The sequence below is a fragment of the Ralstonia sp. SET104 genome (genome assembly GCF_003851545.1).
In the GTDB taxonomy this organism is placed as follows: Bacteria; Pseudomonadota; Gammaproteobacteria; order Burkholderiales; family Burkholderiaceae; genus Ralstonia.
Genome location: NZ_BHVX01000013.1, coordinates 63,123 through 83,485 on the forward strand (window position 1 = coordinate 63,123; position 20,363 = coordinate 83,485).

Annotated in this window: 19 protein-coding genes; 11 read left to right on the forward strand and 8 right to left on the reverse strand. The window is 65.2% G+C overall.

Going from position 1 to position 20,363, the window contains the following annotated elements:
- Window position 1 precedes the first annotated feature (1 nt).
- The 5 genes from mprA (PSUB009319_RS16660) to PSUB009319_RS16680 form a co-directional block, all read right to left on the reverse strand.
- On the reverse strand, window positions 2-1,969 hold the full coding sequence (gene mprA, locus PSUB009319_RS16660; protein ID WP_124383309.1) for an MprA protease, GlyGly-CTERM protein-sorting domain-containing form: 1,968 nt from the start codon (window positions 1,967-1,969) through the stop codon (window positions 2-4).
- Window positions 1,970-2,168: 199 nt separating this feature from the next.
- Window positions 2,169-3,809 (reverse strand): MprA protease, GlyGly-CTERM protein-sorting domain-containing form, encoded by a 1,641-nt coding sequence (gene mprA / locus PSUB009319_RS16665; protein WP_124383310.1) that lies wholly within the window; start codon window positions 3,807-3,809, stop codon window positions 2,169-2,171.
- A gap of 266 nt (window positions 3,810-4,075) precedes the next feature.
- A complete protein-coding gene (locus tag PSUB009319_RS16670) occupies window positions 4,076-4,522 on the reverse strand; it encodes a hypothetical protein (RefSeq protein ID WP_124383390.1) in 447 nt (148 codons plus the stop codon).
- Window positions 4,523-4,639: 117 nt separating this feature from the next.
- On the reverse strand, window positions 4,640-6,346 hold the full coding sequence (recN, locus tag PSUB009319_RS16675; protein ID WP_124383311.1) for a DNA repair protein RecN: 1,707 nt from the start codon (window positions 6,344-6,346) through the stop codon (window positions 4,640-4,642).
- A 17-nt stretch (window positions 6,347-6,363) separates the two neighbouring features.
- Window positions 6,364-7,302 (reverse strand): NAD kinase, encoded by a 939-nt coding sequence (locus PSUB009319_RS16680; RefSeq protein ID WP_124383312.1) that lies wholly within the window; start codon window positions 7,300-7,302, stop codon window positions 6,364-6,366.
- Between the two features lie 111 nt (window positions 7,303-7,413).
- Here PSUB009319_RS16680 and hrcA point away from each other — a divergent pair, with 111 nt between their 5' ends.
- Window positions 7,414-8,472: a heat-inducible transcriptional repressor HrcA gene (hrcA, locus tag PSUB009319_RS16685; protein ID WP_124383313.1), complete on the forward strand. Its 1,059-nt coding sequence runs from the start codon at window positions 7,414-7,416 to the stop codon at window positions 8,470-8,472.
- Between the two features lie 9 nt (window positions 8,473-8,481).
- Here the strand turns inward: hrcA and hutC are convergent, their stop codons facing one another.
- Window positions 8,482-9,195, reverse strand: coding sequence for a histidine utilization repressor (gene hutC, locus PSUB009319_RS16690; protein WP_124383314.1), 714 nt, complete (start codon window positions 9,193-9,195; stop codon window positions 8,482-8,484).
- A gap of 166 nt (window positions 9,196-9,361) precedes the next feature.
- Between hutC and hutU the strand changes: the two genes are divergently transcribed.
- The 6 genes from hutU to PSUB009319_RS16720 are packed head-to-tail and all read left to right on the forward strand — an operon-like array spanning window position 9,362 to window position 16,430.
- The gene (hutU, locus tag PSUB009319_RS16695) at window positions 9,362-11,080 is read left to right on the forward strand and encodes a urocanate hydratase (RefSeq protein WP_124383315.1); all 1,719 of its coding nucleotides are present in this window, start codon (window positions 9,362-9,364) and stop codon (window positions 11,078-11,080) included.
- A gap of 26 nt (window positions 11,081-11,106) precedes the next feature.
- A complete protein-coding gene (gene hutH / locus PSUB009319_RS16700; RefSeq protein WP_124383316.1) occupies window positions 11,107-12,663 on the forward strand; it encodes a histidine ammonia-lyase in 1,557 nt (518 codons plus the stop codon).
- Window positions 12,664-12,665: 2 nt separating this feature from the next.
- Complete coding sequence (gene hutG, locus PSUB009319_RS16705; RefSeq protein WP_124383391.1) at window positions 12,666-13,643, forward strand: formimidoylglutamase; 978 nt, start codon at window positions 12,666-12,668, stop codon at window positions 13,641-13,643.
- Complete coding sequence (gene hutI / locus PSUB009319_RS16710) at window positions 13,636-14,862, forward strand: imidazolonepropionase (RefSeq protein ID WP_124383317.1); 1,227 nt, start codon at window positions 13,636-13,638, stop codon at window positions 14,860-14,862. Before hutG ends, hutI begins: the two co-directional genes overlap by 8 nt.
- Window positions 14,863-14,919: 57 nt before the next feature.
- Window positions 14,920-16,035 (forward strand): ferrochelatase, encoded by a 1,116-nt coding sequence (hemH, locus tag PSUB009319_RS16715; protein ID WP_124383318.1) that lies wholly within the window; start codon window positions 14,920-14,922, stop codon window positions 16,033-16,035.
- Window positions 16,032-16,430 (forward strand): RNA-binding S4 domain-containing protein, encoded by a 399-nt coding sequence (locus PSUB009319_RS16720; protein ID WP_124383319.1) that lies wholly within the window; start codon window positions 16,032-16,034, stop codon window positions 16,428-16,430. Before hemH ends, PSUB009319_RS16720 begins: the two co-directional genes overlap by 4 nt.
- Window positions 16,431-16,451: 21 nt before the next feature.
- Here the strand turns inward: PSUB009319_RS16720 and PSUB009319_RS16725 are convergent, their stop codons facing one another.
- On the reverse strand, window positions 16,452-16,646 hold the full coding sequence (locus PSUB009319_RS16725; protein WP_124383320.1) for a hypothetical protein: 195 nt from the start codon (window positions 16,644-16,646) through the stop codon (window positions 16,452-16,454).
- Window positions 16,647-16,908: 262 nt separating this feature from the next.
- On the opposite strand from PSUB009319_RS16725, the gene grpE reads away from it, so the two are divergent.
- From grpE to rnk, 3 genes are all read left to right on the forward strand, one after another.
- Window positions 16,909-17,556, forward strand: a complete 648-nt coding sequence (gene grpE, locus PSUB009319_RS16735) for a nucleotide exchange factor GrpE (RefSeq protein ID WP_124383322.1) — start codon at window positions 16,909-16,911, stop codon at window positions 17,554-17,556.
- Between the two features lie 12 nt (window positions 17,557-17,568).
- A complete protein-coding gene (locus tag PSUB009319_RS16740) occupies window positions 17,569-17,994 on the forward strand; it encodes a co-chaperone YbbN (protein ID WP_124383323.1) in 426 nt (141 codons plus the stop codon).
- A gap of 331 nt (window positions 17,995-18,325) precedes the next feature.
- A complete protein-coding gene (gene rnk / locus PSUB009319_RS16750) occupies window positions 18,326-18,733 on the forward strand; it encodes a nucleoside diphosphate kinase regulator (protein ID WP_124383324.1) in 408 nt (135 codons plus the stop codon).
- Between the two features lie 70 nt (window positions 18,734-18,803).
- On the opposite strand, the gene PSUB009319_RS16755 is transcribed toward rnk, so the two are convergent.
- Window positions 18,804-20,099: a phospholipase A gene (locus tag PSUB009319_RS16755; RefSeq protein ID WP_124383325.1), complete on the reverse strand. Its 1,296-nt coding sequence runs from the start codon at window positions 20,097-20,099 to the stop codon at window positions 18,804-18,806.
- Between PSUB009319_RS16755 and PSUB009319_RS16760 the strand changes: the two genes are divergently transcribed.
- Entirely contained in the window at window positions 20,098-20,340 is a 243-nt protein-coding gene (locus PSUB009319_RS16760; RefSeq protein ID WP_124383326.1) for a hypothetical protein, read from the forward strand. The genes PSUB009319_RS16755 and PSUB009319_RS16760 overlap by 2 nt on opposite strands.
- The last annotated feature ends 23 nt before the right edge of the window (window positions 20,341-20,363 follow it).

Sequence of the window (20,363 nt, forward strand, 5' to 3'; positions counted from 1 at the left end):
GTTACGCTTTGCGGCGGCGGAAGGAGCGTGCGCCACTGGCGAACAGCAGGCCCGCCAGCCACAACGGAAGCTGGCCGCCACCGCCACTGCTGCTGCTATTAGGCGCAGTACCGTTGATCGTGCCCGTACCCGAGCTCGGCGCCGCCGTGGCCGTCACGCTCACGGTATCGGAAGCCGTCGCGCCCGAGCTGTTCGTCAACGTCACGCTGAATGTGTAGACGCCGGCAACCCCCGGCGTGAACGTGGCTGTGCTGACGCCGTTGGCATCCGGCCCGGAGGTCGTCAATGTGACGGGGTTTCCGGCGGTCTGGGCCCAGACGGAGCTGCTGGTCGTCTTGTTGTAGCCGGCGCCGCCCACGGAGGTCAGCGTGACGGCCGTGTTGGCGGTAACGCTCGACGCCGATGCCGCAGCGTGTACGGTCGGCGAGCCCTGAGCCTGCGTGAGGGCGGCCCCGGCATCCAGCGTGCCGGCCCCGCAAACGCCCGCGTGCGTCGCGCAATACGTGCCCGCCACGAATGGACGCGCCGATTGCTTGATGATCGCCGTGATGTTGTCTGGTGTGAGCGCAGGTTGAACCGACAGCATCAGTGCTGCGGTGGCAGCAACATGCGGTGTGGCCATCGACGTGCCGATGTCTCGGGCATAGGTGTCACCCGCGGGCGATGCCGCTGGCGACGTCGTGCCGCTGTTGGACAGCGACACAATTTTGCTGCCGGAGCCAGGAATGACCGTGCCTGAGCCACCGCCTGGCGCGCTGATCGTTGTTTGCGCGCCGACGTTGGCGTAGAACGCGCTGTCGCCTTCCAGCGAGTGGGCCGTCACGGCGATGGTGCCCGTGCAGTTGGCGGGCGCATCCACGGGCCCAGCCTCGTTGCCGGCAGCCGCCACAATCGTCACGCCCAGGGCGCGCGCCGCGGTGATGCGGCTTTGCTCCAACGTTGAACAGCTTCCGGAGCCGCCCAGGCTCATGTTGATGACCTTGACCGGCGACGGGTTGTTCGCGACACCGGGGACGCTGCCGCCAGACAGCCACGTCATCGCGTCCATGATGTCGGACGTCGCGCCCCCGCACTTGCCCAGCGCCCGTGCCATCTGCACGCGCACGCCAGGAGCAATGCCCGCGATGCCGATGCTGTTGTGCTGCGCCCCGATCTGGCCCGCGACGAACGTGCCGTGCCAACTGCTGTTGCTTGCGCTGCTGCCGCAGAACGTCGGATACGACGTTGCGTCGGTGCTGCTGACCCAATCGCCCGGATCGGACGGGTCGGTATTCGTGAGCGTGTTGTTCGCGCCGTTGTTGGCGAATCCGGACGGAATCGTATTGCCCGTTTTCGGATCGGAGCTGCCGGTCAGCGCACTGCTGCTGACGAAGTTGCGGCCGGTACCGAAGTTCAGCCCAACAAAGTCGGCATGGTCCGCTCGGATGCCGGTGTCCACAATGCCGACGCCGATGGTGCTCACCCCGCTGGTGGTGTCCCAGGCGGCCGTTACGTTGGCGCCGCCGGGAGCGCTGGCGCTGGGCGGCATCAGGTTCCATTGCTGGCCGAACAGCGGATCGGTGGCCAGCGCCATCGGCCGCATGATGCGATCCGGCGACACGTATTCGAACTCGCCGCTGGCCTCCATGCGCTGGGCGACGGTCTGGGCGTCGTCGAAGGTCATGACCTTGGGCAGCGTCACCACATGCGCACCGCCCGACATGGGCCGTTTGTACGTCATCGGCAATTGCGCTGCCGCCGACCAGCGTTGCACGGTTGCCACGTCCGCATGCGTGGCCGTGCCGTCAGCCGCAACCGATTGCGCCTTCAGGCCCGAACTTTTCTCTTTCACCACCAACTGCGTCACCCATTGCAGTTGCGTATTGAACGTTGTGGATTTCTCCAGCGCCAGTGCCGGCGCAACGTGATACGACACCAGCCCAAGCGCCACCAGCGCCTGCACTACACCCCCGGCAACCATCGTCTTCATTAGAGCAGTCCTATTTTTTCGCGAGGAATTGCAAAGCTTTGCGATTGCATTGTCCAAAAGGTTTGAGACGGCGTGGCTCAGATTGAACTAAGTAAAAACCCTAGTATCTGGCGATAAACCGGGTGTGCGGGGGCGCCGCAAATGAAACCCGCCGCCACATGGGCGGCGGTGTTTTTCGAGCGCGGGCGTCGGCAGTGTGTCAGTCGCGTTTGCGTCGGCAGGTCAGCCCCAGCGCCAGCAGCAGCGCCGCACCGGCCAGCGGGACGGCACCTCCGCCGCCGCCGCTACTGCCGCCGCTGTTGGTCGAGCCACTTGAGCCACTTGAACCATTGCCGGCACCGGCCGGCGAGGTCATCTGGGCATAGCCGACGGCGCCTGCAGTATCCAGCAGACCTGCCCCACAGATGCCGGTATTGACCGCGCAATACGTTCCGCTGGGGTGCGGTCGCGCGGTTTGCTTCAGGCCCGCCAGAACCTGGGCGTTCGACAATTGCGGCTGCACGCTCAGCATCAGCGCGATGGTGCCGGCCACTTCCGGCGTTGAGAAGCTCGTACCCGCCACCGATTTGACGGTGGGGTTGCCCACTGTTTGCGTGCCGTCGTTGGAATCAGCCTGGATGACTGAAACAGGCGCGGCACAAGTTGCCGGACTTGTGCTCGTGATGACCTTTGAGTTGCCGCACCCGCCGCCCGGTGCAGACAGCGCCACCTGCGGCCCCACGTTTGCGTAACTGGCGTTCTCGCCGCTGTCGACATGCGCGGTGACGGCGATGGCGCCCGTGCAATTGGCCGGCGCGTCGACGCTTTGCGCGGCTTCATTGCCGGCGGCAGCTACCACGATGGTGCCGCGCGCGGCCAACTGGTTCACCGCGTCCTGCTCTGCAGCCGAACATTGGCCCACGCTGCCCAGGCTCACGTTCACTACGCGTGCCGGGTTGGCATTGGCTGGCACCCCCGATACGGCGATGCCACCGGCCCAGAGCATGCCGTCCACCGTGTCGGACAGCAGCGCGCCACATTTGCCCGACACGCGTACCGGCACGACGTTCGTGTTCCAGCCCACGCCAGCGATGTCGAGCAGGTTATTCGTACTGGCCGCCAAGACACTGCTGACCTCGGTGCCGTGCCAACTGCTATTGGCGATATCGGCCGTGGTACAGCCCGAAATGTTCGACACATCCGTGCTCGTCACGCCGTCGCCCAGGTCATGGGCATCCGGGCCGCGGCCCGTGGTGTTGCCCGCGCGCGCAGGATCCGTGATGAAGTTGTAGCCCGGCAGGATCTTGCTCAACAGATCGGGGTGATCGGTGTACCCGGTGTCGACCACCGCCACCACGATGCTGGTCGACCCCTGCGTGATGCTCCACGCCGACGCCGCATTGATGCCGCCCGGCACCAGCGTTGGCGAGGCCAGGTTGTTCTGCGTGGCAAACAACGGATCGTTGGGAACGGTATTGGGTCGCAGAATCCGATCGGGCACCACATAGGCTACGCGCGCGTCCTGCGCAATCTTGTTGACTGTCGCCTGAATGCTTGTGGTGTCGGTCAGACCGGTGTGCACGAGCTGCGCGTTGGTGGCCAGCGTGCGCTTGACCTGCAACGAACTGCCCGCCGCTTGCGCCACTGACAGCAACCGGTTGCTCGCCTCGCTGGCCGAGAGCGTTTTGCGCGTGCCACTGGTATCGTCGCGCCATTTGATGATCAGGTCGCCGGTGTATTGCGGCTGCGCGTTGGTGGCTGCGGCGGCTGCAGCAGGGTAGCCGCTCATCACCCAGGCCAGACACGCAACGCTGGCGCCTGCATGGAGCCAAGACTTCAACCGGAAGAGGGAGGGGGTCATCAGCGCGTGCTCCGTGGTGTCTCGTTGTAATGAGAAAACGCCGTCAAGATGTGATCGTTGACAGACCGTTACACAAAACCAAAGGTAGCACGCGACCCGCCCGCTTGGGGTGGCGGCAAATAGCGATGACGTTTGCGAAGAGAAAAATCCGCCTGTGCGCTGCAGCCTAAGCAGAATACGGGCCTGACGATGGGGGCCGGGGCTGGAATCGGACGCCGGGAGAGGGCGTCCGATCATTCATGGTGTGGAGGGGTGTTGCTGGCCGTTCAGTGCTGGATCTTCACCACACGATCCGGGTCGGCCGAGGCGATGCCTGGCGTGCTGCGCAACGCTGCCACCGCACCATCCAGCGTCGCCGACGCGTCGCCCGAGCTGGCGCGCACTACCCAGAACCCGCCCGACATCGGGCGCACCACGTTAAAGGCCAGACGCGGCGTTGCACGTGCGCCTGCAGCATCGAGCACGCCTTGCACGGTGGCCGACGACGTGGTCGGTGCGCTCAGGCCGATGATGACGTCGCCCAGATTGTGCGCGGCCGACACGGAAGCCGGTGGCTGGGCGTTGGCAGAGGCGGGGTCCATGGCAGGCGGCTTGCCCGGGTCAATGGCTGGCACTGATTTGCACGCGGCCAGCAGGCACAGGCCGAGGGCCATCGCCAGTGCGGGCTTGGCGGGCGACAGCGGGGATCGGGAGCGGGCAGCCGATTGGGGCATGCGGGGCATGCGGGGCCTGCGGGCCATGAAGTTCTCCTTGGATGCGTTGAATGGTACTGGCAGAGCGCGCTGGAACCTTTGTGCCGGCGCGGGCCGCAATGGTTCCGGTATAGGCGATCACTGCGCCACGCGGCGGGATTTCCGCGTCGAGGATTCCGGTGCCGGTTGTGCGCGGCCTGCGGCGAGCATCTCGTCTGCATGGCGGCGCGTGGTGTCAGTGAGCGACGCGCCGCCCAGCATGCGCGCGATCTCGTCCACGCGGCCCGTAGCGTCCAGCACCAGCAAATCGGAGCGCGTGCTGCCGGCCACCGTCTGTTTGGCGACCTGGATGTGGTGATTGGCCAGCGCGGCAACTTGTGGCAGGTGGGTTACGCACAACACCTGGCGGCGCATGCCCAGCTCGCGCAGGCGCCGGCCTACAACGTCCGCCACCGCACCGCCGATGCCAGAGTCCACCTCATCGAAGATCAGCGTGGGGGTCGGGCTCGCCTCGCTGGCAATTACCGAGATGGCCAGGCTGATCCGTGCCAGCTCGCCACCCGACGCGACCTTCGCCAAGGGCCGGGGCGAAACGCCTGCATGCCCAGCGACGAGGAATTCGACTTGCTCAAGGCCGGCGGCACCGCCGTGCTCCAACGCGTGCAGCGCGATGTCGAAACGGCCCCCGGCCATCGACAGGCCCTGCATGGCGCCGGTCACGGCTTCGGCCAGTTCGCGCGCGGCCTTTGCGCGGGCGCGCGACAGCGATTGCGCGACCGTCATATAGGCAGCGTGGGTCTGCGCTTCCTGTGCCTGCAGCGCTTCCAGGTCGGATGCAGCCTGCAACGCAGCCAGTTGCGCCTGGCGTTCGGCCAGTTCAGTGGGCAGCGTTTCCGGCGCGACGCGGTACTTGCGCGCCATGGTGTGCAGTGCCTGCATGCGCGTGTCGACTTCGGCCAGGCGATCCGGGTCAAGCTCCGCGCGATCGGCATAGCGTGCGAGCGTGTGCACCGCTTCCTGGATCTGCACCTCCGCTGGCTCCAGCGCGGCCAGCACATCGGCCAGCGCGGGGTCGATCTCGGCAAGTTCGCGCAGCGTGTGCAGCGTCGCGCCCAGTTGCGTGAGCACGGCGCCTTCTGATTCTGACAAGCCATCAAGCGCCGCACGCGTGCCTTCAATCAGGCTGGCGGCGTGCGACAGGCGGTGGTGCTCGGTCTGCACCTCTTCCCACTCGCCAGGTTGTGGCGCGAGCTTTTGCAATTCGTTGACCTGCCACTCGATCCGCTCGCGTTCGAGCTGGGCTTCGCGCGATTGCTGTTCGGCGGCTTCGCGCAGGCGCACCACGGCGTGCCATTCGCGATAGTGTTCGCCAACCACGCGCACGGCACCCTCCAGGCCGGCGTGGGCGTCGAGCAGGCTGCGCTGCGCATCCGTTTTCAGCAGCAATTGATGCGCGTGCTGGCCATGGATGTCGACCAGTTGCTCGCCCACTTCGCGCAACTGCGCCAGCGTGACGGCTGCGCCGTTGATGAATGCCTTGCTACGGCCGGCGGCATCGACGGTGCGGCGCAGCAGGATCACGCCCTCATCGTCGTGCAGTTCATGCGCTTCGAGCCATGCGGCCACGTGCGGATGCACGTCAAATTCAGCGGTGATGTCAGCGCGTGGCGCGCCTTCGCGCACAACGGCTGCATCGGCGCGCTCGCCCAGTGTGAGTGCGAGTGCATCGATCAGGATGGATTTGCCCGCGCCGGTCTCGCCCGTGAAGACGGTAAAACCGTCGGCCAAGTCGAGGTCCAGCGCGTGAACGATGACGAAATCGCGGATGGTGAGGCTGCGCAGCATGAGAGAGTTGGAGCCGATTAAAGCCGGTTGTCTTCGGTCGGATACTCGTGCCAGTGCAGCTTCTTGCGCAGCGTGGCGTAGTAGTTGTAGCCGATCGGATGCAGCAACTGCACGGTGCGCTCCGAGCGGCGCACCACGATGCGGTCACCCGGCAACAGGGACGTGAGCGACTGCATGTCGAAGTTGACGCTGGCATCGCGCCCGCTGGTGACCTGGATGACGACCTCCGCATCCTGCGGAATGACGATCGGCCGGTTTGACAGCGAATGCGGTGCGATGGGCACCAGCACCAGCCCCGAGAGCGCCGGATGCAGGATCGGCCCGCCGGCGGACAGCGCATATGCTGTCGAGCCCGTGGGCGTGGAGACGATCAGGCCGTCCGAACGCTGGTTGTACATGAAGAAACCGTCGACCGACACGGCCAGTTCCACCATGCCCGAGGTGCCCGAGCGGTTGACCACCACGTCGTTGAAGGCCAGGGCGGAGAAGATGACCTCGTCGTCGCGCACGACCTGGGCCTGCAGCAGCGTGCGGGTTTCAGCTTCGTAGCGGCCTGACAACATGTCGGGCAGCACGGTGTGCACGTCGTCGAACGGGATGTCGGTCATGAAGCCGAGCCGCCCATGGTTGACGCCGATCACGGGCACGCTGGCGCCCGCGAGGTGGCGCCCAATACCGAGCAGCGTGCCGTCGCCGCCGAGCACCACGGCCACGTCGGCGTGGCGCGCCATCTCTTCGGGCGGCAGAGCCGGGTAGTCCTGGACGCCGATATTGAGCGCCGTTTCACGCTCGAACACGATGTCATGCCCGCGTGCCGCAATGCATGACGCCAGTTCCATGAGCGGGGCGGCAATGTTGGCGGCCGAATACCGGCCGACCAGTGCAACGGTCTTGAAAGGCGAGACAGAAGAGGCGGCGGGAGCTTGCGAGGCCACGGCGGACGGGGGGATCGGCATGCGCGCATTACACCATATCGATATGACCGTCGCCACGTCAGCGCATGTTTAGTGAAGAAACGCCCACATCACCCATAGATTGGCGCCGATTTTGCGTAAAATTGAAAAATCATGGACAAGCGCGCCACCATCCTTCTCAAGACTCTGATCGAACGGTATATCGCCGAGGGCCAGCCTGTGGGCTCGCGCACCTTGTCGAAGTATTCGGGGCTCGATCTGTCGCCGGCCACCATCCGCAATGTGATGTCCGACCTGGAGGAGATGGGCTTCATCGCCAGCCCGCACACTTCAGCCGGGCGCGTGCCGACGCCGCGCGGCTACCGTCTCTTCGTCGATACGATGCTCACCGCCAGCCCGCTGGACGTGCTGAGCACGCACGACCGCATGGCGCAGCAGATGGTGGGCGCAATTGCCGAGCAGGTGCGCACGCAACTGGCTTCGCACGGGGCGGAATCATCGCAGCGGGTGATTGCGGCGGCGGCGCAGACGCTGTCCAACCTCTCGCAGTTTGCCGGCATCGTGATGACGCCGCGCCGCACCCATGCGTTCCGGCAGATCGAATTCCTGCGGCTGTCCGAGTCGCGCATCCTGCTGATCGTCGTCACGCCCGAGGGCGATGTGCAGAACCGCATCATCCATACCGACACGCCGTACACGCCATCGCAGTTGGTGGAAGCGGCCAATTACATCAACGCGCACTATGGCGGTCAGACGTTCGATGCCGTGCGCGAAAGCCTGCGCGGCGAGTTGTCTGCGCTGCAGGCCGACATGACCGCACTGATGCAGGCGGCCGTCGAGGCGGGCAGCAGTGCCGTTTCAGAAGAGGAACCGGTGGTCATTTCCGGCGAGCGCAAGCTGCTTGACGTGGAAGATCTCTCTTCGTCCATGGACAAGCTGCGCCGGCTCTTTGCCGTGTTCGAGCAGAAGACCGGCCTGCTGCAATTGCTTGACGTATCGAGCCGTGCCGAAGGCGTGCAGATCTTCATCGGCGGCGAAAGCAGCCTCGTGCCGCACGAAGACATGGCTGTCATCACCGCGCCGTACGAGGTGGACGGCAAGATCGTCGGCACGCTGGGCGTGATCGGGCCGATGCGCATGGCGTATGAGCGCGTGATCCCGATCGTGGACATCACGGCCAAGCTGCTCTCCAGCACGCTCAGCCAGTATTGACCGCCCGCCTCAGAAACTGCCCGTGAACTGATACCGCCCGCCTGGGTGCCACATGGTCGCCACCGAGGCGACCTGGCCTTGGGACAGCGTCTTCCGACGCAGCATCAGGCACGGCTCGCGCACGTCCATGTGCAGCATCTCGGCAATCTCGCGCGGCGGCAGGCGTGCTTCGATGCCGTAATCCACGCCCTGCAATGGGGCGGCGCGCATCAGGTAGGCGTTTGGCGTGGTCTGCGTGAAATCCTGTTCCATGTAGTCGGGCGCCAGCGTTGCGTTCACCCACCGGTCTTCCACCTGGATTGGCAGCTCGTTTTCGAAATGCACAATCAGCGAGTGGAATAGCGCATACCCCGTCGACACCCCAAACGACGCAGCCAGCGCTTCATTGGCGCGTGCGCGTTCGAGCTTGTGCAGCTCGGCGCGGTGCTGGTGGCCGCGCGCGGCAATTTCCTCGGCGATGTTGCGGATTGCCACCAGCGTCGCCTGGTACTTCTGCTGCGCGACGAACGTCCCAAGCCCTTGCACGCGCGTGAGGATCTGCTCGGCGGTCAGTTCGCGCAGCGCGCGGTTGACCGTCATGCGAGACACGCCAAAGGTCTGCGCGAGCGTGGTCTCCCCGGGAATCATCTCGCCCTCTTGCCACTCGCCGCTGCGGATGCGCGCGAGGATGTCTTCCTTGATGCGCTGGAAGGCGGGGGTGCTGGCGGACTGATCTTGTGACATGGAGGCGACTTTGGGTGCGGTTTGGCGGCCGGTGTGATGTGCCGATGTGATGCTCGGACTGCGGCCATCATCAGGGTTTGCTCTTAGCTTGTAAAGTTTTCTTGCCTAAGTTGTATATACAACATAAGATGCGCTTCATGCCAAAGGAGTTCGTAGGAGACCTCACATGAATGCCCCAACCGACGCTGCTCACCTGATCAACGACCCGCGTTACGACGCCTCGCGTGAAATCCGTGCCCCGCGCGGCACCGATCTGCACTGCAAGAGCTGGCTGACCGAAGCCGCCTACCGCATGTTGCAGAACAACCTCGACCCGGACGTGGCCGAGAACCCGAAGCACCTCGTCGTCTACGGCGGCATCGGCCGCGCGGCGCGCGACTGGACGTGCTTCGACAAGATCCTGGAAACGCTGCGCGAGCTGAATGACGATGAATCGTTGCTGGTGCAATCCGGCAAGCCGGTGGGCGTGTTCAAGACGCACCCCGATGCGCCGCGCGTGCTGATTGCCAACTCCAATCTGGTGCCCAAGTGGGCGAACTGGGAGCACTTCAACGAGCTCGACCGCAAGGGCCTGTTCATGTACGGCCAGATGACGGCCGGCAGTTGGATCTACATCGGCAGCCAGGGCATTGTTCAAGGCACGTATGAGACGTTTGCCGAAGCCGGCCGCCAGCATTACGACGGCAAGCTGGCTGGCAAGTGGATCCTGACCGCCGGCCTGGGTGGCATGGGCGGCGCGCAGCCGCTGGCCGCCACGCTGGCCGGCGCCGTTTCGCTGAACATCGAGTGCCAGCAATCGAGCATCGATTTCCGCCTGCGTACGCGCTATCTGGACAAGCAGGCCAAGGACATCGACGACGCATTCAACCTGATTCGCCACCATTGCGAGCGCGGCGAGGCCGTATCGATTGGCCTGCTGGGCAATGCAGCGGAAATCCTGCCGGAGCTGGTCAAGCGCGCCCGCGCCGGTGGCCTGAAGCCGGATCTGGTGACCGACCAGACCTCGGCGCATGATCTGGTCAATGGCTACCTGCCGATTGGCTGGACGGTCGAGCAATGGCGTGCTGCGCAACGCGATCCGTCGCAGCACGCCCGTTTGACCGAGGCGGCCGCCAAGTCGTGTGCCGTTCACGTACAGGCCATGCTCGACTTCCAGGCCATGGATATCCCGACCGTCGATTACGGCAACAACATCCGCCAGGTTGCGTTCGACCAGGGCGTGAAGAACGCCTTCGATTTCCCGGGCTTTGTGCCGGCCTACATCCGCCCGCTGTTCTGCGAGGGCAAGGGCCCGTTCCGCTGGGTGGCGCTGTCGGGCGATCCGGAAGACATCTACAAGACCGACGCCAGGATCAAGGAACTCTTCCCGCACAACACGCACGTGCATCGCTGGCTCGACATGGCGCGAGAGCGCATCGCCTTCCAGGGGCTGCCCGCGCGCATCTGCTGGCTGGGCCTGGGCGAACGTCACCTCGCTGGCCTGGCCTTCAACGAGATGGTCAGGAATGGTGAGCTGAAAGCCCCGATCGTGATTGGCCGCGATCACCTCGACACCGGCTCCGTTGCCAGCCCCAACCGCGAAACCGAAGCCATGCGCGACGGCACCGACGCCGTGTCGGACTGGCCGTTGCTCAACGCGCTGCTCAACACCGCTGGCGGCGCGACGTGGGTGTCGCTGCACCACGGCGGCGGCGTCGGCATGGGCTATTCGCAGCATTCGGGCGTGGTGATCGTGGCTGACGGCACCGAAGCGGCTGCCAAGCGCCTGGGCCGGGTGCTCGTCAACGATTCCGGCTCGGGCGTGATGCGTCATGCCGATGCCGGGTATGAGACCGCCGTCGCCTGCGCCAAGCGCAATGGCCTGAAGCTGCCGATGATCGGCTAAGTTAGAAACATCCTCCTCGCACGTTTATGAACACCATGACCACGCCTTCCATCCTCACGCTGCAACCCGGCGCCATGACCTTCGCCGATCTGCGCCGCGTCTGGCTGGCCCAGACGCCCGTCGCGCTGTCGGGCGACTGCGCCGCCGCCATCGAGGCATCGGCTGCCACCGTGCAGGCCATCGTTGCCAAGGGCGAGCCGGCCTACGGCATCAACACCGGTTTCGGCCTGCTGGCCAAGACGCAAATCCCCACGCACGAGCTGGAGCGCCTGCAACGCAACCTGATCCTGTCGCACGCCGTGGGTACTGGCGAAGACGTGAGCGACAGCGTTGCGCGTCTCATACTGCTGATGAAAGCAGCGAGCCTTGCACGCGGCTACTCGGGCGTGCGCCGTGTCGTGATCGACACACTGCTGGCGCTGCTGAACGCGGGCATCGTGCCGTGCATCCCATCCAAGGGCTCGGTGGGCGCGTCGGGCGACCTGGCGCCGCTGGCACACATGACGCTGGCCCTGCTGGGCGAGGGCGAGGTACGCGTGAATGGCGTGCGCACCCCGGCACGCGAAGCGCTGGCTGCTGCCGGTATTGAGCCGATCGCACTGGCTGCCAAGGAGGGCTTGGCGCTCATCAACGGCACGCAGGTGTCGACCGCGCTGGCGCTCAACGGCCTGTTCCTTGCCGAGCGTCTGCTGCAGGCCGCCACCGTGGCGGGGGCGCTTTCCGTCGATGCCGCCAAGGGCAGCGACGCCCCGTTCGACCCGCGTGTGCACACTGTGCGCGGCCAGGCCGGGCAGATTGCCACCGCCGCTGTGTACCGCAACCTGCTGGCCGGCAGTGCCATCCGCAAGTCGCACCTCGTGGGCGACAAGCGCGTGCAGGACCCATACAGCCTGCGCTGCCAGCCGCAAGTCATGGGCGCATGCTTTGACCTGATCCGCCAGGCTGGCGCCACGCTGCTGACCGAAGCCAACGCCGTGACCGACAACCCCCTGGTCTACGCCGATGCCGGTGAAGTGATTTCGGGCGGAAACTTCCACGCCGAGCCGGTAGCGTTCGCAGCCGACATGCTGGCGATGGCGATTGCCGAAATCGGTGCACTGTCCGAGCGCCGCATCGCACTGCTGATCGATTCCACGCTGTCGGGCCTGCCCCCGTTCCTGGTCGAGCAACCGGGCCTGAACTCGGGCTTCATGATTGCGCACGTCACGGCCGCCGCGCTGGCGTCGGAAAACAAGACGTTCGCCCATCCGGCCAGCGTCGACAGCCTGCCGACCTCCGCCAACCAGGAAGACCACGTCAGCATGGCGACCTTCGCTGGCCGCCGCCTGAACGACATGGCCGACAACACTGCCACCATCGTCGGCATCGAAGCGCTGGCCGCCGCACAGGGCATCGACTTCCACAAGCCGTTAGCGACGTCCGACACGCTGGCGACCGCGCACGGCTGCATCCGCTCGCGCGTGGCGTACTACGGTGAAGATCGCCTGTTCGCCCCCGACATCGAAGCGGCCCGTCGCCTCGTTCTCAGCGGCGATCTGGGCGATTCGTGCCGCGCTCAACTGGCGGCGCTCTCGCTCGCATGATCATGCTGGTCCACGCCGAACCTACCGTCTGGCAAGGCCGCGTCGATGCGGAGGAAGGGCCGCTGGGCCTGCGCTGGCACCAGACCGTGCGCCGCATCGATACATCGATGCCGCTGGCCGATACCGTTGCGCTGGCAGGTTTTGCGTGCGACGCAGGTGTCGCGCGCAACCACGGACGCACAGGCGCACGGGCTGGCCCGAATGCCATCCGGAAGATGCTCGCCAACCTGCCGGCGCGCGCGGGCCGGGTGGTCGTCGATGCGGGCGACGTGACGTGCCACGGTGACGCGCTGGAAGAGGCGCAGGCGGAGCTGTCCGGCGTGCTGCACGATCTGCTCGATCGCGGCGCATTCCCGATCGCGCTGGGCGGTGGGCATGAGATTGCGTGGGCGTCGTTCGGCGGTTTGGCGCGGCATTTGGCGGGCAAGTCGAAGCAGGCGCCACGCATCGGCATCCTCAACCTCGATGCGCATTTTGATCTGCGCGCGGGCGAGCATGGCAGCTCCGGTACGCCATTCCGCCAGATCGCCGAAGACTGCGCACGGCGCGGCTGGCCGTTCCACTACGCCTGCCTGGGCGTGAGCACCTACGCGAATACAGAGGCGCTGTTTGCCCGGGCGCGCCAACTTGGCGTGCGCTGGATGCACGACGACGAAATGGACATCATGCAGCTCGCCCATGTGCTGCAGGTGGTCGAGGTCTTCTTGAGCCAAGTCGACCACGTCTATTTGACGATGTGTCTGGATGTGCTGCCAGCGGGCATCGCCCCCGGCGTGAGCGCACCGTCTGCGCGCGGCGTGTCGATGGACGTGATCGAGCCCATCGTCGATCGCGTGGTCAGCTCGGGCAAGCTTCGGCTGGCGGACGTGGCTGAATTGAACCCATCGCTCGACATTGACAACCACACCGCTCGTGTCGCCGCCCGCCTGGTGGCGCGGGTGGCTGACGGCATTGGTCTGCAAGGAGCGACGCATGACTGACATCCACTGGGATGCGCTCTGGACCAACGTCCACCTCGCTACGCTGGCCGCCGACGCTGATGGCTACGGCGAAATTCGCGACGGCGCCATTGCCGTCAAAGAGGGCCGCATTACTTGGCTTGGCGCCCGTGCGGATTTGCCCGCCAACGCCCGCGCCACGTGCGAGCATGACGGCGGCGGCGCATGGCTCACGCCCGGTCTGATCGACTGCCATACCCACCTCGTCTACGCCGGCAACCGCAGCAATGAATTCGAAGCGCGCCTGAATGGTGTGCCCTACGAAGAGATCGCACGTGCGGGCGGCGGCATCCTCTCCACCGTGCGCGCTACGCGTGCGGCAAGCGAAGACGCGCTCGCCGGCGCCAGCCTGCCGCGCCTGAACGCGTTGCGCGCCGAAGGTGTCACCACCGTCGAAATCAAATCCGGTTACGGCCTGAACCTGGAAACCGAGCGCCGCATGCTGCGCGCCGCACGGCGCTTTGGCCAGACATTGCCGGTGCGCGTGCGTACGACCTTCCTCGGCGCGCACGCGGTGCCGCCTGAATTCGCCGGCCGGGCAGATGACTACATCGACCACCTCTGCGCCGACGTGCTGCCCGCGCTCGCGGCGGAGGGCCTCGTCGATGCGGTCGATGCCTTCTGTGAAACCATTGGTTTTTCCTCCGCGCAGACGGCGCGCATGTTCGACGCCGCGCAGCGTCTTGGTCTGCCGGTCAAGCTGCACGCGGAACAGCTTTCCGACCAGGGCGGGGCAGCACTCGTGGCGCGTTACGGCGGCTTGTCTGCCGATCACCTCGAATGCCTGACGGACGAGGGCGTCGCCGCCATGGCGCAAGCGGGTACCGTGGCTGTGTTGTTGCCTGGCGCGTTTTATTGCCTGCGCGAGACGCGCCTCCCGCCGATGGCCGCCCTGCGCGCGGCTGCTGTGCCGATGGCTGTGTCGACCGATTGCAATCCGGGCACCTCGCCGCTCACCTCGCTGCTGCTGGCAATGAACATGGCGTGCACGCTGTTCCGCTTGACGCCGCTGGAAGCGCTGACCGGCGCCACGCGCCACGCTGCCGCTGCGCTGGGCCTGTCCGGCACCTGCGGCGTGCTCGCACCGGGCTGCGCGGCGGACTTCGCGCTCTGGCGCATTGATCGGCCCGCCGATCTGGCGTATGCGATGGGCTTTAACCCCTGCGTCGGCGTGGTCAAGGATGGCGTGGCGGTGGCGTAGGAGCGCGCGAGAACTCGGCTCGTATAATCGGCCGGGTCAACCGTGAATCCGCGTTCCATGCCCTTTTTGCCCGAACCCCTGTTCCAGCACGGCCAGCCCGATCGCACGGCGATCCTGCTGGTGAATCTCGGCACGCCGGACGGCACCTCGCCGCGCGAGGTTGGCCGCTACCTGCGCCAGTTCCTGTCCGATCCGCGCGTGGTGGAAATTCCGCGCGCCGCGTGGTGGTTCATTCTCAATGTGCTGATCCTGCCGCTACGCTCGCGGGCGTCGGCGCACAAGTACGAGAGCATCTGGCTGCGCGAGGCCAACATGACGGGCTCGCCGCTACTGGTCTACAGCGAGCGCCAGGCGCATGCACTGCAGCAGTTGCTCAACGCGCATGGCCATGATGTGGTGGTCGCCTGCGCCATGCGCTACGGCAATCCGTCGATCCCGTCAGTCATACAGGCGCTGCGCAAGCAAGGCGTGGAACGCATCCTCGTGCTGCCGATGTATCCGCAATATTCCGGCACCACCACCGCCACGGCCTTCGACGAGGTCTTCCGTGTGCTGGGCGAGATGCGCAATCAACCGGAGCTGCGGCTGGTCAAGCATTTCCATGACGACCCGGCCTACATCAACGCGCTGCACCAGCAAGTGGGCGCGTACTGGGCGCAGCACGGCGCGCCGGACTTTGCGCGCGGCGACAAGCTGCTTCTGTCGTTCCACGGCGTGCCGCGCCGCACGCTGGAACTGGGCGATCCCTACCACTGCGAATGCCTGAAGACCGGCCGCCTGCTGGGCGAGGCGCTTGGCCTGCAGCCGGGGCAGTACCTCGTCACGTTCCAGTCACGCTTCGGGCGCGCCGAATGGCTGCAGCCGTACACAGCGCCCACGCTGGAAGAACTCGGCCGCGTCGGCACCAACCGCGTCGACGTCTTCTGCCCGGGTTTTCCGGCCGATTGCCTGGAGACGCTGGAAGAGATCGCGATGGAAGGGCAGTCCACCTTCCGCGTCGCCGGCGGCAAGGAATTCCACTACATCCCCTGCCTGAACGATAACGAGGCGTGGATCGCCGGTATTGCCGACATTGCACTGGCGCATCTGCAGGGCTGGCCGCTCACACTCACGCATCCGCATGTGCTGGAGGCCAGCCGCACGCGTGCGCAAAGCAAGGGTGCCGCCGCATGAAAGTGAGTACGGACGCGACTGACCGCGTACGCATCGATAAATGGCTGTGGGCGGCGCGCTTCTTTAAAACGCGCTCGCAGGCAACCGACGCCGTGGAGCGTGGCCGGGTCCAGATCAACGACCAGCCGGTTCGCCCTGCCAAGGACGTCAAAATTGGTGACCACGTGCGAGTGCACGCGCATGAACAGCAGTGGGAAGTGCGGGTGCTGGCGCTGGCCGAAGTGCGCGGCCCGGCCTCGGTCGCGCAAACGCTCTATGCGGAGACGGAATCGAGCCGCTTAAAACGCGAAGAAAACGCCGACAGACGCCGGCTGTATCGAGAACCCGCCACGCAAATCATCGGCCGCCCCACCAAACGTGACCGGCGGAGCCTTGACAAACTTGGCGGAGAATGAGGCATGCCGCGCGAGTGTGTGCTAACTTGATATGCTCAGGCCGCGCGGCATCTGCTGCATTTGCGCGGGCTTGATGATGTAGTGCTTGAAGAATGCCTTGCCGCTACCGTATTCCGTATAACGCGGCGTGACGGCGCCAGACAGGCAAATGAACGTTGTGGCTGCGGTCAGGGTCAACAGCAGAAGCACGGTCAGAACGGGCAGCTTGTTGTGCATGGTACGAACCCTCAAAGAAGCTCGCGCCCCCCAGTTTTTTCTTGCATCATAGGCGGCCAATTAGGGCGTCGCAATTGCGGTGCCGTTGCAGTCTGATGAAAGTTGTAACCCCATATTTCGTGATGCACGGCGCACAGTTGTCGCGCATCCGGTGCCCTTGAAAAGCGCGCCAAATGCCCCATAACGGGGACAAATCGTTTGTAAAAATCCAGCGGATCGTCTTCGGGCACATGCCGTGCGTCGATCCGCTTTATCCAGCGCTATGAAACACACTTCGGATACCCACTCGAACTCGGACATGCCAATCGACACCCAAGCCACCCAGCCGAACCAATCGGCGACGGATCAGGCGGCGAACGCCTATTCGAGCCAGGCTCAACGTGCCAGCGCCGACGCCCAGGCCGTCGCCGGCGACGAAGCTGCTGTGGCAGAAGCCGTGGCCGGAGCGGACGTCGCTGAACTGCGCCGTCAACTGGAAGCCGCTGAAGAAAAGGCGCGTCAGAACTACGAGAACTGGGCGCGCGCCACAGCCGAAGGCGAAAACATCCGCCGCCGCGGGCAAGACGATGTGGCCAAGGCCCACAAGTTCGCCATTGAAGGCTTTGCCGAATACCTGCTGCCTGTGATGGACAGCCTGCAAGCCGCGCTTGCCGACACGTCGGGCGACGCCACCAAGCTGCGCGAAGGCGTTGAACTCACGCTCAAGCAGCTCTACGCCGCGTTCGAAAAGGGCCGCGTGACCGAACTGAACCCGGTGGGTGAAAAGTTTGACCCGCATCGCCATCAAGCCATCTCGATGGTGCCCGCTGACCAGGAAACCAACACGGTTGTGACCGTGCTCCAGCGCGGTTACACACTGGCTGACCGCGTGCTGCGCCCGGCCCTCGTGACGGTGGCTGCGCCCAAGTAAGCCAACGGCCTCATGATCCAGAACACTGCCACCTCGCGTGATGCCAAAACGGCGATCCCGGTCGACAAGACCGCGTTCGCGGCGTTCGGCATGCGCGAGGTGAATATCGAGACCTTCGACGCGGCCATTGCGGCAGCGGGCGACGCGCTCGTGTGCGTGTTCTTCTGGGGCGTGGATTGCTTCAACTGCGAGATGGCCAAGAAAGCCATGCTCGCGCAGCCGGCTGCCATGCGTGAGCTTGGCCTGCATTGGCTGCATGCCAATGTCTACGCACACCCGGAGTTGGGTCAGCGTTTTGGCTTACATGGTATTCCGGTGTTCATGTTCTTCCATCGTGGCAAGAAACTCGGCCGGGCGACCGGCTGGCATGGCCACGCGCAGTTTGCCGCTGCTGTTGCCAATGCGCGTAACAAGCTGGCCGGCAAGCCGCTCGTCTGACGCAGCGTTCATCATGACGTCGATGCCGATGGCTGCGGCCTTTCTTCTCGCTTCGTCTTCCCGTGCCATGCGCCCTAAGCGCGTGGCGCGCACCTTGCCGCGCGCCGCTCAGGCGATGACCGCGGCCCTTGCCGCCGCCCGGCGGTTGTTCTAGTGCCCTTGCGGCACGTTGCCGCCGGGCTCGCTCCACCTTCACCAGCAGTTCCAGTTCCGTATTTCCGCCGGCCGGCCTGTGCGCCCGCTGGTTTTCTTGCCGCTGCATTGCGTTGGCCCGGAAGGCTATCGGCAGCGGCTTTGCCTAGTGTTGAACATAGACCCGTAGGAGATCGCCATGTCCAAAGCAGCCGCCATCTACTTGACCGAGCTTGACCTCACCCGCCTGGAAAACGCCGCCACCCGCGCCGGTAGCAATTCGCCGCTGGCCGATCTGGTCGACGATTTGATCGCCCGTGCCAATGTGGTGCCCGGCGACAAGATCCCCGCGGATGTGGTGACCATGAACTCGGTGGTGCGCGTGGTGGATGACGCCGGTGCGGAGCAGGAATGGACGCTCGTCTACCCGGACGAGGCCAACGTGACGTCAGCCAAGCTGTCGGTGCTCTCGCCGATGGGCGCGGCGCTGCTGGGCGCGCGCGCGGGCAAGTCGGTCAAATACTCGGCACCCAACGGTGTTGAGCATTCTTTGCGCATCGAGCGCGTTGCGTTCCAGCCCGAGGCCAGCGGCCAGCACACGCTATAAGCCACACGGGGTTTAGAACCGATTCAAGATCCGTGGCGAGCAGCGATGCAGCGGGATCGCGGGCGGGTTTTTAGCGCGAGAGGCTGTATCCGATGCGTAACTGCGAGCCCAGCTTGTGGTTGTAATCGAGCAGGCTCTCGCCGTAGCCGGTGAAGTACTGGATGAACAGATAGCCGGCCGTGCCGGTAAAGATCCGGCTCATCGGGTAGGTGAGTTGTGCGTCGACGCTGCCGTAGGCCTTGCGGGTGCCTTTGCGCAGCGTGGCGGCCAATTCCCAGCCGTTGGGCGCGCCGTACGACACGCGGAAATCCCCAAAGCCGCGGTAATGCGCAATGTCGGTGTTGCCGCTGCGGGTGAGGTACGCGTATAGCTTGGGTTCGAATTTCCAGTGGTAGTCGTTCAGATCCCCGAAGTGGAACGTCGGGCGCACGAATACCGTGTTGATGGCGCGCGAGGCGTCGCCGTCGCGGCCGTTGGATTCGTGCTCGATGCCGCCCGCGAAGGACAGTCGTGTGAGGGCACCACCGTGGATGCCCGTATCGGGCCGGTAATAGAACACGCTTGGCCGGTAGTTCGTATCGCGGAAGGGCGCTGATTCCTTGCCCAGATCCCACAGCGAGAACTGCGTATAACCGAAGTACAGGTTATCGAGCAACGCTGCCGATGCCGGGTTCTCCGGCTGAAAAATCCGAAACTTGAAGCTCAACTGAAACTTGGCGTTCAGGCCTTCGTGCACGCCCACGGCCGCGAACATCGGTTCGTGGAAGGTCAGGCGGGCGGTTTCTTCGGGCGGGCGCGATGCTTCGCCGCTGCCGGCCACTGCCACGGCGGCGGGTGGTGTATCGGCTGCGCTGCCGGCGGGCGCATTCGGGTTGGCGCCCAGCGCGCCACCGGGGCGGGTTGCTTCGGCGGCGGCGTTGCGGGCAGCGCCGGCAGGGGCGCCTTCTGCGGCGATCTGCGGGGCGTCGGCACCGCGTACGAGCGTGACCAGAACGGGCGCCGCATCCAGATCCGGCACATCGATCCGGACCGTACCGCGCAGCATCTCGGGCAGCGTGCCGGTATAGGTGACGGTGCGGACTTGGCCCGGACGCAGATGCAGGGTTTCGGCGCCCGCGTTGTGTCGGCTGAGGATCGCTTCGACGCTGCCCTGCAAATCAGCCGTGGCCGTCACGCGCAGTTTGGCCGGCACGGCATAGCTGCGCTGCGCGGTATCGCCTGAAATGACGAGGGTCAGGGAAAAGGGCTGGTTGGCGTCGACGCGGCGGGCGGGTTGGAGCAGGGCGACGGCGGCATCGGCGGAGGGCACGGCGCATGCGGCTAGCAGAGCGGCGCCCAGAAGGGATCGAAGGGGGTGCAAAGGCATGGACGCAAAAGCCGGTTGGCGTCCGGCGAGTGGCAATGCGACCAAGGGTACCATCACGACCTTTTGTGCCTGGTTTGCGGGCTCTGGGCGTTCAAAACGCGCGTTTTTGCCTGGTAGCGCACGTTTTCGGGTGCTTTCTCAAGAAAAACCGGCCAAAATGCTCAACTTTTCAAAATTCGGCCTTGAAAAGCCGGGCGGCACTCCCACATCCGATCCAAGTTTGTATTCAGTGCAGTCCTGACACCAGATTTGAGGAGCAAGAAC